The organism is Klebsiella sp. FDAARGOS_511 (assembly GCF_003812845.1).
Classification (GTDB): Bacteria; Pseudomonadota; Gammaproteobacteria; order Enterobacterales; family Enterobacteriaceae; genus Klebsiella; species Klebsiella grimontii.
Genome location: NZ_CP033824.1, coordinates 4,286,315 through 4,302,753, shown reverse-complemented (window position 1 = coordinate 4,302,753; position 16,439 = coordinate 4,286,315). Strand labels below are relative to the sequence as shown.

At 55.5% G+C, this 16,439-nt stretch carries 16 protein-coding genes and 1 pseudogene; 13 read left to right on the top strand and 4 right to left on the bottom strand.

Features of this window, described 5'->3' with window-relative positions; all coding sequences use genetic code 11:
* Positions 1-638 precede the first annotated feature (638 nt).
* Positions 639-2,159 carry an aldehyde dehydrogenase family protein gene (locus tag EGY08_RS21840; protein WP_004123921.1) on the bottom strand — a complete coding sequence of 507 codons (1,521 nt, stop codon included), beginning with the start codon at positions 2,157-2,159 and terminating at the stop codon, positions 639-641.
* 250 nt (positions 2,160-2,409) lie between these two features.
* Between EGY08_RS21840 and EGY08_RS21835 the strand changes: the two genes are divergently transcribed.
* From EGY08_RS21835 to EGY08_RS21820, 4 genes are all read left to right on the top strand, one after another.
* Entirely contained in the window at positions 2,410-4,197 is a 1,788-nt protein-coding gene (locus tag EGY08_RS21835; RefSeq protein ID WP_123828895.1) for a sigma-54-dependent Fis family transcriptional regulator, read from the top strand.
* Between the two features lie 157 nt (positions 4,198-4,354).
* Positions 4,355-4,654 carry an ArsR/SmtB family transcription factor gene (locus tag EGY08_RS21830; protein WP_049114729.1) on the top strand — a complete coding sequence of 100 codons (300 nt, stop codon included), beginning with the start codon at positions 4,355-4,357 and terminating at the stop codon, positions 4,652-4,654.
* A 9-nt stretch (positions 4,655-4,663) separates the two neighbouring features.
* Positions 4,664-5,185, top strand: a complete 522-nt coding sequence (locus EGY08_RS21825; RefSeq protein WP_049114730.1) for a rhodanese family protein — start codon at positions 4,664-4,666, stop codon at positions 5,183-5,185.
* 91 nt (positions 5,186-5,276) lie between these two features.
* Entirely contained in the window at positions 5,277-5,456 is a 180-nt protein-coding gene (locus EGY08_RS21820) for a hypothetical protein (protein ID WP_004123934.1), read from the top strand.
* Between the two features lie 46 nt (positions 5,457-5,502).
* On the opposite strand, the gene stpA is transcribed toward EGY08_RS21820, so the two are convergent.
* The gene (gene stpA, locus EGY08_RS21815; RefSeq protein WP_004123936.1) at positions 5,503-5,904 is read right to left on the bottom strand and encodes a DNA-binding protein StpA; all 402 of its coding nucleotides are present in this window, start codon (positions 5,902-5,904) and stop codon (positions 5,503-5,505) included.
* Between the two features lie 704 nt (positions 5,905-6,608).
* Between stpA and alaE the strand changes: the two are divergent.
* Positions 6,609-7,059 (top strand): annotated as a pseudogene (alaE, locus tag EGY08_RS21810) (L-alanine exporter AlaE).
* Between the two features lie 41 nt (positions 7,060-7,100).
* Here alaE and EGY08_RS21805 read toward each other — a convergent pair.
* Positions 7,101-7,451, bottom strand: a complete 351-nt coding sequence (locus EGY08_RS21805) for a DUF2002 family protein (protein ID WP_004123942.1) — start codon at positions 7,449-7,451, stop codon at positions 7,101-7,103.
* Between the two features lie 149 nt (positions 7,452-7,600).
* On the opposite strand from EGY08_RS21805, the gene EGY08_RS21800 reads away from it, so the two are divergent.
* Positions 7,601-7,927 carry a DUF883 family protein gene (locus tag EGY08_RS21800; RefSeq protein WP_123828894.1) on the top strand — a complete coding sequence of 109 codons (327 nt, stop codon included), beginning with the start codon at positions 7,601-7,603 and terminating at the stop codon, positions 7,925-7,927.
* Between the two features lie 63 nt (positions 7,928-7,990).
* Here the strand turns inward: EGY08_RS21800 and EGY08_RS21795 are convergent, their stop codons facing one another.
* Positions 7,991-9,349 carry a PLP-dependent aminotransferase family protein gene (locus EGY08_RS21795; protein WP_170100908.1) on the bottom strand — a complete coding sequence of 453 codons (1,359 nt, stop codon included), beginning with the start codon at positions 9,347-9,349 and terminating at the stop codon, positions 7,991-7,993.
* A gap of 87 nt (positions 9,350-9,436) precedes the next feature.
* Between EGY08_RS21795 and EGY08_RS21790 the strand changes: the two genes are divergently transcribed.
* From EGY08_RS21790 to proW, 7 genes are all read left to right on the top strand, one after another.
* A complete protein-coding gene (locus EGY08_RS21790) occupies positions 9,437-9,868 on the top strand; it encodes a carboxymuconolactone decarboxylase family protein (protein WP_004123949.1) in 432 nt (143 codons plus the stop codon).
* 183 nt (positions 9,869-10,051) lie between these two features.
* Positions 10,052-10,297, top strand: coding sequence for a glutaredoxin-like protein NrdH (nrdH, locus tag EGY08_RS21785; protein ID WP_004123953.1), 246 nt, complete (start codon positions 10,052-10,054; stop codon positions 10,295-10,297).
* A complete protein-coding gene (gene nrdI / locus EGY08_RS21780; protein ID WP_123828893.1) occupies positions 10,294-10,704 on the top strand; it encodes a class Ib ribonucleoside-diphosphate reductase assembly flavoprotein NrdI in 411 nt (136 codons plus the stop codon). The genes nrdH and nrdI overlap by 4 nt, the downstream gene beginning before the upstream one ends.
* Positions 10,677-12,821 (top strand): class 1b ribonucleoside-diphosphate reductase subunit alpha, encoded by a 2,145-nt coding sequence (nrdE, locus tag EGY08_RS21775; protein ID WP_004123959.1) that lies wholly within the window; start codon positions 10,677-10,679, stop codon positions 12,819-12,821. The genes nrdI and nrdE overlap by 28 nt, the downstream gene beginning before the upstream one ends.
* A 10-nt stretch (positions 12,822-12,831) precedes the next feature.
* Positions 12,832-13,794, top strand: coding sequence for a class 1b ribonucleoside-diphosphate reductase subunit beta (gene nrdF / locus EGY08_RS21770; protein ID WP_004123962.1), 963 nt, complete (start codon positions 12,832-12,834; stop codon positions 13,792-13,794).
* Positions 13,795-14,139: 345 nt separating this feature from the next.
* Positions 14,140-15,342 (top strand): glycine betaine/L-proline ABC transporter ATP-binding protein ProV, encoded by a 1,203-nt coding sequence (gene proV / locus EGY08_RS21765; protein ID WP_123828892.1) that lies wholly within the window; start codon positions 14,140-14,142, stop codon positions 15,340-15,342.
* On the top strand, positions 15,335-16,399 hold the full coding sequence (gene proW / locus EGY08_RS21760) for a glycine betaine/L-proline ABC transporter permease ProW (RefSeq protein WP_004123967.1): 1,065 nt from the start codon (positions 15,335-15,337) through the stop codon (positions 16,397-16,399). Before proV ends, proW begins: the two co-directional genes overlap by 8 nt.
* Positions 16,400-16,439: the final 40 nt, after the last annotated feature.

Sequence of the window (16,439 nt, the reverse complement as noted above, 5' to 3'; positions counted from 1 at the left end):
CAGATTGAGCGCGATGGCTTAAGCCTCGGGCTAATCTGCGTACAGATCCTCCATGTTAATAATATTCGCGTTCCGTCCGCAGGATAGCAGGCAGCAAAAAACTGAGCTGCTTATTCGAATCTTTTATTAAAAAAGAAAGTTACTTCGGCGTAATTGATCAACCATTCATTAAGGGAACAAATAAATACTATCCTTACCCATTACAATTCGCAATATTTTGTTATGTTAATGAAATGCTGTTTTATTTTACATATAAGAATAATATTCAAAACATTGCGCCGTTTGTTAATTAACGCAACCAAAAATCACGAGACAACAACATTAAAAATCAACATCAGACAGTATAATTTAACAATTACCCTAGAATTTACCGCAATTTTTCGGCAATCATTCTGTGAGCGGACCGTGAATTTACACAATATTAGGATAAATCCTAGGTTGGTTTCTATCTTATTTTCGTAACCAAAAAAACAATAATCACCTGAGTAATTATATATAGAGAATATCAATGCCAAGGGTATTTCATGTGAAAGCAAGGGAGGCAAAACAAATAACAACACTTTCTTTACGGAATAATAAACCCGCAATCTATGCTGAAGATTGCGGGTTTTACTAAAATAAATAGCTGACGTTACCGATCAGAACAGACCCAGAGGCGCCGTACCGTAGCTCACCAGCAGGTTTTTCGTCTGCTGATAGGCGTTAAGCGCCATCTTATGGGTTTCGCGCCCTACGCCGGACTGTTTGTAACCGCCAAACGCGGCGTGCGCAGGGTAAATATGATAGCAGTTGGTCCACACCCGGCCGGCCTTAATGCCGCGCCCCATGCGATAGGCCAGATTGGTATCCCGCGTCCACACCCCGGCCCCAAGGCCAAACTGGGTCTGGTTAGCAATAGACAGCGCCTCGGCTTCATCTTTAAAGGTGGTGACACCGATAACCGGGCCAAAGATCTCCTCCTGGAAGCTGCGCATATCGTTGCGGCCCTGAATCAGCGTCGGCTGAATATAGAAACCGTTATCCAGTTCGGCAGAGATGCTGGCGCGTTCGCCGCCGGTCAGGATCTTACCGCCTTCATCGCGGGCGATCTTAATATAGGAAAGGATCTTATCGAACTGCTGACGCGACGCCTGAGCGCCAATCATCGTGTCGGTATCAAAGGGGTCGCCGCGGCGAATTTGCGCTACCTTGTCCATGACCCGCGCCATAAAGGGCTCGTAGATAGACTCCTGAATCAGCGCGCGGGACGGGCAGGTGCAGACCTCGCCCTGGTTAAAGAAGCCCAGAACCAGGCCCTCTACCGCCTTTTCGATATACTCTTCTTCGCCTTCCATCACGTCGGCAAAATAGATATTCGGCGACTTACCGCCCAGCTCAACTGTACAGGGGATAATATTTTCCGCCGCGCAGGCCATAATATGCCGGCCAACCGGCGTGGAGCCGGTGAAGGCGATTTTGGCGATGCGTTTACTGGTTGCCAGCGCTTCGCCCGCCTCTTTGCCAAACCCCTGCACCACGTTAAGCACGCCCGCCGGGAACAGATCGCCAATAATCTCCAGCAGCAGCGTAATGCTGAGCGGCGTCTGCTCCGCCGGTTTAAGTACCACGCAGTTGCCCGCCGCCAGCGCCGGAGCCAGCTTCCAGGCGGCCATCAGCAGCGGGAAATTCCACGGAATAATTTGCCCGACCACGCCGAGAGGCTCATGGAAATGGTAAGCCACCGTCGTTTCATCAATCTCCGCCGTGCTTCCCTCCTGCGCGCGAAGGCAGCCGGCGAAATAGCGGAAGTGATCGACCGCCAGCGGCAGATCGGCGTTAAGGGTTTCGCGGATTGGCTTACCGTTATCCCAGCTTTCCGCCACCGCCAGATATTCCAGATTGGCTTCAATACGGTCGGCAACCTGCAGCAGCAGATTCGCGCGGTGCTGAGCCGACGTTTTGCCCCAGGCGTCGGCAGCCCGGTGCGCCGCATCAAGGGCGAAGTCGATATCTTTGGCATCAGAACGCGGAAACTGCCCGATGTTGCTACCGTCGACCGGGGAGGTATTCATAAAGAATTCACCGCCGATCGGTTCGACAAATTTACCGTCAATAAAGTTACCGTAGGCTGACTTCAGTGCTACCAAAGCGCCCGGCGTGCCAGGATGTGCATAACGCATCGCGAATCTCCTTCATGTAGGGTTGAAGCGCAGCGGCGTATTAGTTTTGTACGGCTGCTCGCTGCGCCTCTCCCCTATTGCAGGGGTTATGCCATTTTTCCTTATTTTAAATAATTATTTATTTTCAATTACTTAATAGATTCACTTTTCGTTCTGTCGCATGGAATGTCTCTTATGTGTCGCAAATCGCAACACTACAAAAACCTTATAGCTACAATATTGCAACACAAATAAAACCATGAGGTGTCCCGTGCCAGGAAATCCGTTTGCCCTGACGCCAGAGATCGAAGCGAGTCCGCTGCTGAGCGACTCCTGGTGCCGCAGCCAGCGCTATGGCCTCGACCCCGCCACGGATGACTTCCCTCGCCTGCACGCCAGCGAACTGGCCGAGAGGCTCGCCAACCATAGCCGCCTGCAAACGCTGGCCCAGCCGGTCGTCAATGCGCTTTCCCGCAAAGTCAACGACCTGCAATCCGTCGTGGTTCTCTCCGACGCCAGCGGTTTGGTTTTGCAAACCTTTGGCGATACGCACGCCATGCAGAAAGCGCAGCGCTTCGCTTTAGCGCCGGGCAATCTGTGGAGCGAAAGCGGACGCGGAACCAACGCCATTGGCACCGCGCTGGCGATTGACGACAGCTGCGAAATCGATGGCCGCCAGCATTTCCTGGCCAGCAACCGGGGACTTTATTGCGCCGCCGTGCCGCTGCAAAGTCCCGAGGGCAATATAGCCGGGGTGCTGGATATCTCCGGCCCGGCTCACTATCCGCACGCGCGAACGCTGGCGTGGGTGAAAGGCGCCGCGAAGCAGATAGAGTATCTGTGGTTTAAGCAGAGTCTGCATCCACAGCAGTGGCTGATGAGCCTTCACCCTCAGCCGGAGAAACTCGACGGCGTCGATGAACTGCTGCTGGTGTTTACGGACGCAGTTCTGACGGCCGCCAACCGGCTGGCGATGCGCGAATTCTCGCTCAACGCAGAACAGTTCGGCCATCTCACTTTTCAGCAGCTTTTTCCACGGTTGCGGCAAACCGCCGTCAGCATACCGCTGCCGCTCGCCGCCGGGGATCGTCACTACTATTTCCGTCTGCGCGCGCCCGCTACCGCAAGCGTCGCGGTGACCCCACGCCCAGGTATCGATCTGCCCTTCTCCAACCAGCGCGAAGGGGAGAAGCTGCTGCGCCTGCTTAACGCCGGGATCGGTCTGTGTATCGAAGGCGAAACCGGCTGCGGCAAAGAGTACGTCAGCCGCACCCTGCACCGGCACAGCCGCTGGAGTGGCGGCAAGTTCGTCGCCATCAACTGCGCCGCCATTCCGGAGTCGCTGATTGAATCCGAGCTGTTTGGCTACCAGCCCGGGGCGTTTACCGGCGCAAACAAAAACGGCTATATCGGCAAGATTCGCGAGGCCGACGGCGGCGTGCTGTTTCTTGACGAGATCGGCGATATGCCGTTAACGCTGCAGACCCGGCTGCTGAGGATCTTACAGGAGAAAGAGGTCACGCCCCTTGGCGCCAGCCGAAGCTCGCCGGTTAACTTCGCGGTGATTTGCGCCACCCACCGCAACCTGGCGCAGCGCGTCGCCGAAGGTACCTTCCGCGAAGACCTGCTCTACCGCCTGCGCGAGTTTGCTCTGACGCTGCCGCCGCTGCGCGAGTGGCCTGAACGCCCGGCGTTTATCCAGCGATTGTGGCGCGAGCTCGGCGGAGAAAAACGTCGCGTCGCGCTGGCCCCGGAGGTTGTGCAACACCTGGCGACTCAACCCTGGCCAGGCAACGTCCGTCAGCTGCAAAGCCTAATGAGGGTACTGCTGGCGCTCGCCGAAGAGGGTGAAACGCTGACGGTGGATGATTTGCCCCAGGAATACCGAAGTTCTCCCGTGCCCCGCCCGCCGCGCGGGCTTCAGCAGCACGATGCGCAGCTGATTGCCGATACGCTGGCAAGCTATAACGGCAATATCAGTAAAGCCGCGCAGGCTTTAGGCGTCGCGCGCAGCACGCTGTATCGCCGCGCCGCCCGTCGCGGGAGCCATAGCGCATAGCCTTCTGATTCGCTCAGGGCGTGAAGCGCGGTGGCCATATTACCGGCATTAGCGTTACCAGGTTTCAGCCGCGCCATTTTGTCACTGCAGCATTCATTGCTGGCGTTAGACGCTTTTTTATTTTAGACTTTACTAAATTTAGAAAAGACTAAAATAAATGAATACACCCGAACAGCTACAGGCCAGCGCCGGCGAAGCCGCCGCGCTGCTGAAAGCCATGAGCCATCCCAGCAGGCTATTGATTCTGTGCATGCTATGCGATGCGCCGGGCACCAGCGCCGGCGAACTGGCGCGCATCACCGGACTGAGCCCCTCCGCTACCTCCCAGCATCTGGCGCGGATGCGCGATGAAGGCCTGATCGGCTGCGAACGCCAGGCGCAGCGCATTCACTACTTCATTACCCGGCCAGCGGTTCAGCACATCGTCGCCGCGCTGAAGTCAATCTATTGCCCTTAAGGAGCGTTTATGACTATTGCCACTCTTTCTCCTGCCGAAGCCCGGGACCTCATCGGCCGCGGCGCGCGGCTGATCGATATCCGCGATGCCGATGAATACGCCCGCGAGCATATTCCCGGAGCGGAACTCATGCCGCTGGCAACCCTGACGAATGGCTCGGCGCTGCGCGCCAACCCTGAAGAAACGATCGTTTTTCACTGTCAGGCGGGATCGCGCACCCAGAATAATGCCTCCCGTCTGGCGCAGGCCGCCGCACCGGCGCAGGCAAAACTACTGGCTGGCGGAATTCAGGCGTGGAAAGCGGCGGGTCTGCCGGTGAAAGAGGATAAATCTCAGCCGCTACCGCTGATGCGCCAGGTCCAGATCGCCGCCGGGGTTCTGATCTTGCTTGGCGTCGCTTTAGGTTACGCTTTTAATAGCGGCTTTTTTCTGCTTAGCGCCTTCGTCGGCGCCGGATTAACCTTCGCCGGGATCACCGGTTTTTGCGGTATGGCGCGTCTTTTGGCTTTGATGCCCTGGAACCGTCGCTAGCCTCTACCTCTTTTGGTCAGTTGTTGGTAACGCTTTTGCTGAGCTATGGTTATTGTCAGCGAAAGATTTATCAGCACACAGGAGAAGCAGTATGTTTTCAGTCGGTGACCTGGTACAACCGCGCGCGGGTGGGCCAAAACTTAAAGTCGTTGAAGTCGAGGACGATCGCATTATTGCCGTTCAGGCAAGCAACGAGCAGGGCGAGAAATATACGCTGAAGGCTGCCGATGTGACGGCATATAAAGAAGACGGCGATTTTGGCGTGTGCTGATCAAGCCGGGTAACAATAACGGTGGGTCTCCCCACCGTTTTAACGATTAGATTAGGAAACTATCAAGGGATTTTCCCTCAGCCATCGCTTTCGCAAGCGGCTTCGGCATACGTCCCTGTCCGGTCCAGGTTTTCTCGGCGCCGGTATGATCGGTAAAACGATATTTAGGCGGACGCGGCTGGCGCTTTTTATTCCCTTTCGAGGAAGCGCTATTGTGGCCCACTAATTGTTCAGGGGTAATACCATCAGCAATCATTAACTCCAGCCAGGTATTTAGTTTTTCCTGATGTTCTGCCCGCTGTGCCTGAGCAGCCTGCTCTTCAGCACGTTTTTCTTCAGTGACGGTCCTTAGCTTTGCCAGCATATCTTCAAGCACGTCAATGGAGAATTCACGGGACATGGCGCGGAGTGAACGTATATTATTCAGCTTCTCTAATAGTAATGACATATAATTCAAAAATTCCCAAATAGCAAATGAAACAAAGATTACGACGCTAGTTTAATTGATACAATTATTTATTTCCAGCCTTTCACTAATTGCGGATATACCATCAGCTATATTTGACAATAAATAAGATAAACAAATCGATAAAAGCGAAATTTCCCACAGTGAATAAACCCGGTCAAAAAGAGAAATATCAACCAGCCAATGTCTTTAGCTTATTACCTGCATGCTCAGCAAGTTATCCGTATACCCCGGCCAGGCCATCACAAGGCGGCACTGTCGTTGGCGGAATAGTCATGCAAAAAATCTGAATGCTCACCCAGCAATTAAATCAGCATATCATGCTGACGATTTGCTTTTAGAAGAGTAAAAAATGCCAAAAGTGATGCACTGCCCACCGCGACGCGATTCTGTCGCGCAATCGTCCTCTTCCGCCCTGCCTCCCGCCGATCCCCACGGCGCAATAATAAACTATCTCTTTGAAAAATATAAAAAAAATAAACACCAGGAACAAAAGTAGCGTAACGAACAAAAAACAGCCTGAAGCAGAGTATTTTATCGACCAAAAGCCTTTAAATAAAAATTTATAGCTAGTTGCCTCTTTTAATGCAGAGATATAATCTACGCGCATCAAAACAGATACCCAAAAACTCTGATTAACGGCCAGTCTTTTGGCATTATCGACTTCATTTTCGAGGAGCACACCGATGTTCTCTGCGCAGTCCCGCTTGCGTCATGCGGTAGCAGACACCTTTGCGATGGTGGTTTACTGCACCGTTGTGAACATGATGATCGAAATTTTTCTCTCCGGAATGACCTTCCAGCAGTCGTTATCTTCGCGACTGGTGGCGATTCCGGTGAACATTATTATTGCCGTGCCTTACGGCTTTTATCGCGATTTCGCGATGCGCCAGGCGCGCCGCATCAGCGCGTCCGGCTGGATGAAGAATATTGCCGATGTAGTGGCCTATGTGACGTTCCAGTCGCCGGTATACGTGGCGATTCTGCTGGTTGTTGGCGCCGACTGGCATCAGATCGCCGCGGCGGTAAGTTCCAATATCGTTGTATCAATGATGATGGGCGCAGCGTACGGTTATTTCCTCGACTACTGCCGTCGCCTGTTCCGCGTCAGCCCCCTACCAGCAGGCCAAAGCCTGAGTTGATACAAAAAAGCGACTGGTTCCGCCAGCCGCTTTTTGTCAGCTATACTGCGTTTCGCCAAACAGGCCACTCAGAAAACGCTCAAGCGCCATTCGCGAACTGAACCCGTGTGGAATACCATAATGCTGTTGAGCATCACCCGCTAAATAGAGCGGGAACTGCTCATAATGATCGCAGGTTTTGATATCCGACGCGGGCTCCGCAAGCGTTGTGCTGCGCTCTTTTAAAGCCGGATGAATAATTAACGCGGTACGCCCCATACGAGCTTCACGGTTCACATAAACATAATTATCGCCACGGCGATAGCCGTACGCTTTTTGCGTCACAACATCCATGGTGAAGCCGGCTTTTTCAAGAACACGCGCCACCTCATCGGGTCTTAAATACATACTCATTCCTCATTATCTTTTACCGCACGTTAACCTTACCTTATTCATTAAAGTCAACGCTTTCGGAATATTCCATAAAGGGCTATTTACAGCATAATTCAAAATCTTGTCCTACACTTATAGTCTCAATGGAATTAAGGGAGAAACCAATGGCCAACCGAGCAAACCGCAACAACGTAGAAGAGAGCGCTGAAGATATCCATAACGATGTCAGCCAATTAGCGGATACGCTGGAAGAGGTGATGAAATCGTGGGGCAGCGACGCCAAAGATGAAGCGGAGGCCGCGCGCAAAAAAGCGCAGGCGCTGCTCAAAGAGACCCGCGCCCGGCTTAACGGCAACAACCGCGTCCAGCAGGCGGCATGCGACGCCATGGGCTGCGCTGACAGCTACGTGCGCGACAAACCGTGGCAAAGCGTCGGTGCCGCAGCAGCCGTTGGGGTATTTATTGGCGTATTACTGAATCTACGTCGATAATAAAGCTGCCAGACCCATGAAGATAACAAATACGCGTCTACCCCTGCACTGCAGGGGTTTTTGTTATCTCTTCGCGTAAAGCGCGGCATCCAGCATACGCACAGCCTGATTCGCCACTTCTGCCGACGTCAGGTTGGTGAAGCTCATTATCAGCCCCCCTTCTCCTCGACTCTCCATTCGCCAGTCGCTTAGCGCCTGGACGGCCAGACCGGCCTGCCTGGCGAGCTGCGCCAGTAGGCGATCGTCACCGGCCACCCTGACCACCATCTGGATCCCGCCCGCTTGAGGCACCACGGTAAAGCCCTGCGCGCGCAGCGCCGACTCAAGCCACAGGCGGCGCTGCGCATAGCCGGCACGCATTTTCTTCAGATGGCGCCAGAAGTGGCCTTCGCGAATAAAATCCGCCAGCGTCTGCTGCCACAGCGTCGGTGCGCTACAGCTCATTAGCGCGGCCTGTTCACGAAACTGCGCCACCAGTTGCGCAGGCACCACCAGCCAGGCGGCGCGTAATGCCGGAAACAAAGACTTACTGAACGTCCCGGCATAGATAACCCGCTGCGGGGCGTCGAGGCTTTTCAGCGGCGGTAGCGGCTTACCGTGATAGCGGAATTCGCTATCGTAATCATCTTCGACAATCCACGCGTTATTCTGCGCCGCCCATAACAGGAGCTGTCTGCGCCTGGACAGCGAGAGCGCCACGCCAAGCGGGCTCTGATGAGCCGGGGTCAGCAGTGCGAAATGGGCATTCGGGTAATGCCGCTGCGCCCAGGCAATATCCATCCCGTCTCCGTCGACCGGAACGGGGCTGATCGCCACCCCCTCGTCGTTCACGACCGGCCGGATCAGCGGAAACCCCGGATCTTCCATCCACATTTGCTGGCCAGGCCGCGCCAGCGTGCGCAAAATAAGGCGCATCGAGGCCGCGTAGCTACCGGTGATCAAGACCTGCTCAGGCCGACACTCAATGCTGCGCGACAGGCGCAAATAATCGACGATCGCCCGGCGAAGCGTCAGTTCACCGCAGGGATCGCCTGGCGCAAGGTCAAAACGCGTTTGCGTACGCAGACGACGCCCCATTACGCGCGCCCACAGGCCGCGTGGAAACAGATCCAGCGCGGGCAACCCCAGCTGAAACGGCAGCGCCGCCGCGGGCTCATCGCCCGCGACAGTCTGAACGAGCGCGTTTTGCTGCGGAATAAGCCGCTCGCTGACAAAGGTCCCCGCCTGTCCGCGCCGCTCCAGCCACCCCTGCGCGACCAGATCCCCCCAGGCGTTCTCAATGGTCGCCCGCGACACGCCAAGCTCCTGAGCATATACCCGACTCGCAGGCAGTCTGCTGCCGGGAGCCAGCTCGCCGCCCTCAATCGCCTGCTTAAGCTGTCGGGCAATGCGCTGGTAGTGCGGAATTTTTTTACCGTCCATCATGGTCTGCTTTTTTCATCACAATATGGCTATCTTATGCAGTCCATTATAGTGCTATTTTCCTCGCGTCTTAATGAGGAGAGTAAAATGAACACACTACGTCAGCCGTACAATGAACTGAGCCCGGAAGTTTATAACGCCCTGGTTCAGGCCAAAATTGCGCTGGAAAAAAGCGAGCTGGATGGCGCGCTGATAGAGCTGGTGTATTTGCGGGTGTCGCAAATCAACGGCTGCGCCTTCTGCCTGGAGATGCACAGCAAAGCCCTGCGTAAATCCGGCGTGGCGCAGAATAAGCTGGACGCGCTGGCAGGCTGGCGGGTGAGCGCCCATTTCAGCGATGCCGAACGCGCGGCGCTGGGGTGGGCGGAATCGGTCACCTATATCGCCGAAAGCCATGCGGAAGACGATGTTTATCTGCCGCTGCTGGACCATTTTAGCGCCCGCCAGATTAGCGATCTAACCTTCGCCATCAGCCTGATGAACGCCTTTAACCGCCTGGCGGTGAGCATGCGCCTGTAATTTCACGTCACAAAGTCCCGCCCCCCGCAGGATCCTTTTGCGGGGGCTAACCTTTACAAAAACCATATATATTGCGCTGTTGAACTTTTAAATAACTACATCTAGTATTTCCTTCATCGATAACCCATAGCAAGCGACGTCTGTTTTAGCGCCGTACCGCTATCTTAAATGGAAATACGAATCATGCGCATTACTATTTACACTAAAAACGACTGCGTACAGTGCCATGCCACTAAACGGGCCATGGAAACCGGCGGGTTTGAATTCGACATGATCAACATCGACCACCATCCTGAAGCCGTCGATATGCTGCGCGAGCAGGGTTTCCGTCAGCTGCCAGTGGTGATTGCCGGAGAGACCCGCTGGTCCGGCTTTCGTCCCGATATGATCAACCGCCTACGCCCGACAGTTACAACGGCCAGCGTATGAGCCTGATCGTCTACTTCTCCAGCAGTTCCGAAAATACGCACCGGTTCGTCCAGCGTCTGGGACTGCCCGCCGTGCGTATTCCGCTTAACGAGCGCGAGCGCATCCAGGTAGACGAACCCTACATTCTCATCGTCCCCAACTATGGCGGCGGCGGCACGGCGGGCGCGGTTCCCCGACAGGCGATCCGTTTCCTCAACGATCCGCACAACCGCCAGCTCATTCGCGGCGTCATCGCCGCGGGCAACCGCAATTTTGGCGAGGCCTATGGCCGGGCTGGCGACGTCATCAAGCAGAAATGCGGCGTACCGTATCTCTATCGCTTTGAGCTAATGGGCACCCCGCAAGATGTCGACAACGTGCGTAAAGGAGTAAGCGAATTTTGGCAACGACAACCGCAGAACATATAACCACCGAGGCGCCGGATTTCCACGCTCTCAACGCGATGCTGAATCTTTACGACAGCAACGGCCGCATCCCGTTTGACAAAGACCATCAGGCGGTGGCGGCGTTTATGACCAGCCACGTTGAGCCGAAGACCGTGCCCTTTACCACTCAGGACGACAAGCTGACGTGGCTGGTCGCCGAAGGCTATTACGATGCCAGGGTGCTGACCCGCTACCCTCGCTCGTTTATTCTTGCGCTGTTCGCGCACGCTCACAGCTACGGCTTTCGCTTCCAGACGTTTCTCGGCGCGTGGAAGTTCTATACCAGCTACGCGCTAAAAACCTTCGATGGTAAGCGCTACCTTGAAGACTTTGCCGATCGTACCTGCATGGTGGCCCTGACCCTGGCGCAGGGTAACGAGACGCTGGCCCATCAGCTGACCGATGAGATCCTCTCCGGGCGCTTTCAGCCCGCCACGCCGACGTTCCTCAACGCCGGTAAACAGCAGCGCGGCGAACTGGTCTCCTGCTTTCTGCTGCGCATCGAAGACAATATGGAATCCATTGGCCGGGCGGTGAACTCGGCGCTGCAACTATCTAAGCGCGGCGGCGGCGTGGCGTTTCTGCTCTCCAATCTTCGCGAAGCCGGTGCGCCAATCAAGCGCATCGAGAATCAGTCCTCCGGCGTGGTGCCGGTGATGAAAATGCTGGAAGACGCCTTCTCCTACGCCAACCAGCTTGGCGCGCGCCAGGGGGCCGGCGCGGTCTATCTGCACGCCCATCATCCCGATATCCTGCGTTTCCTGGATACTAAACGCGAAAACGCCGATGAAAAAATCCGCATCAAAACGCTCTCGCTCGGGGTGGTGATTCCGGATATCACCTTTCAGCTAGCGAAAGAAGATGCGCAGATGGCGCTGTTCTCCCCTTACGACGTCGAGCGTCTGTACGGTAAACCGTTCGGCGATATCGCGGTGAGCGAAATGTATGCGCAACTGGTGGCCGACGAGCGGGTCAGCAAGCGCTGGATCCGCGCCCGCGATCTGTTCCAGCGGCTGGCGGAAATTCAGTTTGAGTCCGGCTATCCGTACATCATGTTTGAAGACACGGTGAATCGTGCGAACCCGATTGCCGGGCGCATCAATATGAGCAACCTGTGCTCGGAGATCCTGCAGGTCAACGCGCCTTCTACCTTTGACGAAAACCTGGATTACGCCAGCATCGGCCAGGATATCTCCTGCAACCTCGGCTCGCTGAATATCGCCCACACCATGGACTCTCCTGATTTCGCCCGCACGGTCGAGGTCGCGGTGCGCGGTCTGACCGCGGTGTCCGAAATGAGCGATATCCGTTCGGTACCGTCGGTGGCGGCGGGCAATGCCGCTTCGCACGCCATCGGCCTTGGGCAGATGAATCTGCACGGCTATCTGGCGCGCGAAGGTATTGCCTACGGTAGCGAAGCGGGACTGGATTTCACCAATTTCTATTTCTATACCATCACCTGGCACGCGCTGCGCACCTCGATGCTGATAGCACGGGAAAAAGGCACGCGTTTTGCCGGATTCGAGCAGTCGCGGTACGCCAGCGGCGACTATTTCCGCCCCTACCTGGAAGGCGACTGGCAGCCGAAAACGGCGAAAGTCCGCGCGCTATTCGCCCGTGCCGGTATTGCCCTGCCCGACCGCGATATGTGGCGGCAGCTGCGCGATGACGTGATGCGCTACGGCATTTATAACCGCAACCTGCAGGCGGTGCCGCCGACGGGCTCGATTTCCTACATCAATCACGCGACCTCCAGCATCCACCCGATCGTGTCGAAGATTGAGATCCGCAAAGAAGGGAAAACCGGGCGCGTTTACTATCCGGCGCCGTTTATGACCAACGACAACCTGGCGCTGTATCAGGATGCTTACGAAATCGGACCGCAGAAGATCATCGACACCTACGCCGAGGCGACGCGCCATGTCGATCAGGGGCTGTCGCTGACCCTGTTCTTCCCCGATACCGCCACCACGCGCGATATCAATAAAGCGCAAATCTACGCGTGGAAGAAAGGCATCAAAACGCTGTATTACATCCGTCTGCGCCAGTTGGCGCTGGAAGGTACCGAAATCGAAGGCTGCGTGTCCTGCGCGCTGTAAGGAGAACAGGATGACCCATTTATCGCGCATCAGCGCCATCAACTGGAACAAGATTGAAGACGATAAGGATCTGGAGGTCTGGAATCGGCTGACCAGCAACTTCTGGCTGCCGGAGAAGGTGCCACTGTCCAACGATATCCCCGCCTGGCAAACCCTCACTCCGGCGGAGCAGCAGCTGACGATTCGCGTCTTCACCGGGCTGACGCTGCTCGATACCATCCAGAATACCGTCGGCGCCCCGGCGCTGATGGCCGACGCCCTCACCCCGCATGAGGAAGCGGTGCTGTCGAACGTCAGCTTTATGGAGGCGGTGCACGCCCGCTCCTACAGTTCCATTTTCTCGACGCTCTGCCAGAGCAAAGACGTCGATGCCGCCTATGCCTGGAGCGAACAAAACGCGCCGCTGCAGCGCAAAGCGCAGCTGATACTGGAGTACTATCAGGCAGATGAACCGCTGAAGAAAAAAATCGCCAGCGTCTTTCTCGAATCCTTCCTTTTCTATTCCGGCTTCTGGCTGCCGATGTACTTCTCCAGCCGGGGGAAAATGACCAACACCGCCGATCTGATTCGTCTGATCATCCGCGATGAAGCAGTACACGGTTATTACATTGGCTACAAATTCCAGAAAGGTCTGGAAATAGTCAGCGCCGAGAAGCGCGAAGAGATGAAAAACTTCGCCCTCGACCTGCTGATGGATCTGTATGACAACGAACTGGCCTACACCCGCGAACTGTACGCCGATAGCGGCTGGATTGAAGAGGTCAACGCCTTCCTCTGCTACAACGCCAACAAGGCGCTGATGAACCTCGGCTACGACGCGCTGTTCCCGGCGGAAATGGCCGCCGTCAATCCGGCGATCCTCGCCGCGCTCTCGCCGAATGCCGACGAAAACCACGACTTCTTTTCCGGTTCAGGTTCATCGTATGTGATGGGAAAAGCGGAAGAAACCGTCGACGGCGATTGGGACTTTTAGCCCTACTTTCACCAGGAATATATCAGCATATTTCCTGGTGATTTATTTCACATTATTTGTTTTCGCCTCACTCAATATCTTTCGGTCATCACCGTGTCATATTCAACAGTATGTCCGCGATTTCTGCCTGAATTAAGGCAACATAACTAAAAAATATCAACCACAGGTCATTCAGGCTCAGCCCTTATATCACGGGGGATGAACCGGAATTCTCCCCTGCGCATTTCCCTGGCAGCTCCACATAAAGGGTTGTCACAGATTCTCAGTATGTTAGGGTGTAAAAAAGCAATTATCACCATCGGGTACCGTATCGATATTAATAAATAACAGGAAACACTCTATTGCATGGCAATTAAATTAGAAATTAAGAATCTCTATAAGATATTTGGCGAGCACCCGCAGAGGGCTTTCAAATATATCGATAAAGGACTATCGAAAGAACAAATACTGGAAAAGACGGGGCTATCGCTTGGCGTAAAGAACGCCAGTCTGACCATTGAAGAAGGCGAGATATTCGTCATCATGGGGCTCTCCGGATCGGGGAAATCCACCATGGTTCGCCTTCTCAATCGCCTGATTGAACCCACCCGCGGCCAGGTCCTGATCGACGGCGTCGATATCGCTAAAATCTCTGACGCCGAGCTCCGCGAGGTGCGCAGAAAAAAGATTGCAATGGTTTTTCAATCCTTTGCGCTTATGCCGCATATGACCGTGCTCGACAACGCCGGTTTCGGCATGGAGCTGGCCGGCGTGCCGACTCAGGAACGCCAGGAAAAAGCGCTGGAGGCGCTGCGTCAGGTCGGCCTGGAAAAGTATGCTCATGCATACCCGGATGAACTCTCCGGCGGTATGCGCCAGCGCGTTGGTCTCGCCCGCGCGCTGGCGATTAATCCCGATATTCTGTTAATGGATGAAGCCTTCTCGGCGCTCGACCCATTAATTCGTACCGAGATGCAGGATGAGCTAACTAAATTACAGGCCAGACATCAGCGTACCGTGGTCTTTATTTCCCACGATCTTGATGAAGCCATGCGTATTGGCGATCGTATTGCCATTATGCAAAATGGTGAAGTGGTTCAGGTCGGCACGCCGGATGAAATACTCAATAATCCGGCCAATGATTATGTCAGAACCTTCTTCCGCGGCGTCGATATTAGCCAGGTATTCAGCGCCAAAGATATTGCCCGCCGCAGCCCGGTGGGTCTGATTCGTAAAACGCCCGGTTTCGGCCCGCGCTCCGCGCTGAAATTATTGCAGGATGAAGACCGCGAATATGGCTACGTCATTGAACGCGGGAATAAATTTGTTGGCATTGTCTCCATTGATTCTCTCAAAGCCGCGCTGAGCGAAGGCCAGGGAATCGATGCGGCGTTAATCGACTCCCCGCAGGCGGTGGATGCGCAAACGCCGCTCAGCGAACTCCTCTCTCACGTCGGCCATGCACCGTGCGCGGTGCCGGTTGTCGACGAGGGGCACCAGTATATCGGCATCATTTCCAAACGAATGCTGCTGCAGGCTTTAGATCGCGAGGGGGCAAACAATGGCTGATCAATCTAACCCGTGGGACACCGCACCGGCGGCGGATAGCGCAGCGCAATCCGCCGATGCCTGGGGCACCTCTACGCCAGCGCCGACCAACGGCGGCGGCGCCGACTGGCTGAGCAGCGCGCCCGCACCGCAGCCGGAACACTTCAATATTATGGACCCGTTCCATAACACGCTGATCCCGCTCGACAGCTGGGTCACGCACGGTATCGACTGGGTGGTGATGCATTTCCGTCCGCTATTCCAGGGGATTCGCGTACCGGTGGATTACATCCTGAGCGCCTTCCAGCAGCTGCTGCTGGGTATGCCGGCGCCGGTGGCGATTATTATTTTCTCGCTGATTGCCTGGCAGATTTCCAGCATCGGCATGGGCGCGGCGACGCTGATTTCGCTGATCGCTATCGGTGCTATCGGCGCCTGGTCGCAGGCGATGGTAACCCTGGCGCTGGTGCTGACCGCGCTGCTGTTTTGTATGCTGATCGGCCTGCCGCTTGGGATATGGCTGGCGAGGAGCCCGCGGGCGGCGAAAATCATCCGTCCGCTGCTCGACGCGATGCAGACCACGCCGGCGTTTGTCTACCTGGTGCCCATTGTGATGCTGTTCGGTATCGGCAACGTTCCGGGCGTGGTGGTCACCATTATCTTCGCTCTGCCGCCGATTGTCCGCCTGACCATTCTGGGGATTAACCAGGTGCCGGCGGATCTGATTGAGGCGTCGCGCTCCTTCGGCGCCAGCCCGCGTCAGCTGCTGTTTAAGGTTCAGCTACCGCTGGCCATGCCGACGATTATGGCCGGGGTCAACCAGACGCTGATGCTGGCCCTGTCGATGGTGGTCATCGCCTCGATGATTGCCGTTGGCGGTCTCGGCCAGATGGTACTGCGCGGCATCGGTCGCCTTGATATGGGCCTGGCCACCGTTGGCGGCGTCGGGATTGTTATCCTCGCCATTATTCTTGACCGTCTGACTCAGGCCGTAGGACGGGACTCGCGCAGCCGCGGCAACCGCCGCTGGTATGCAACCGGCCCTCTGGGGCTGATTACTCGCCCTTTCTGTAAATAAGAGCCCATCCCCCCGGCAGCCGGGGGGATAGACTTCCCTT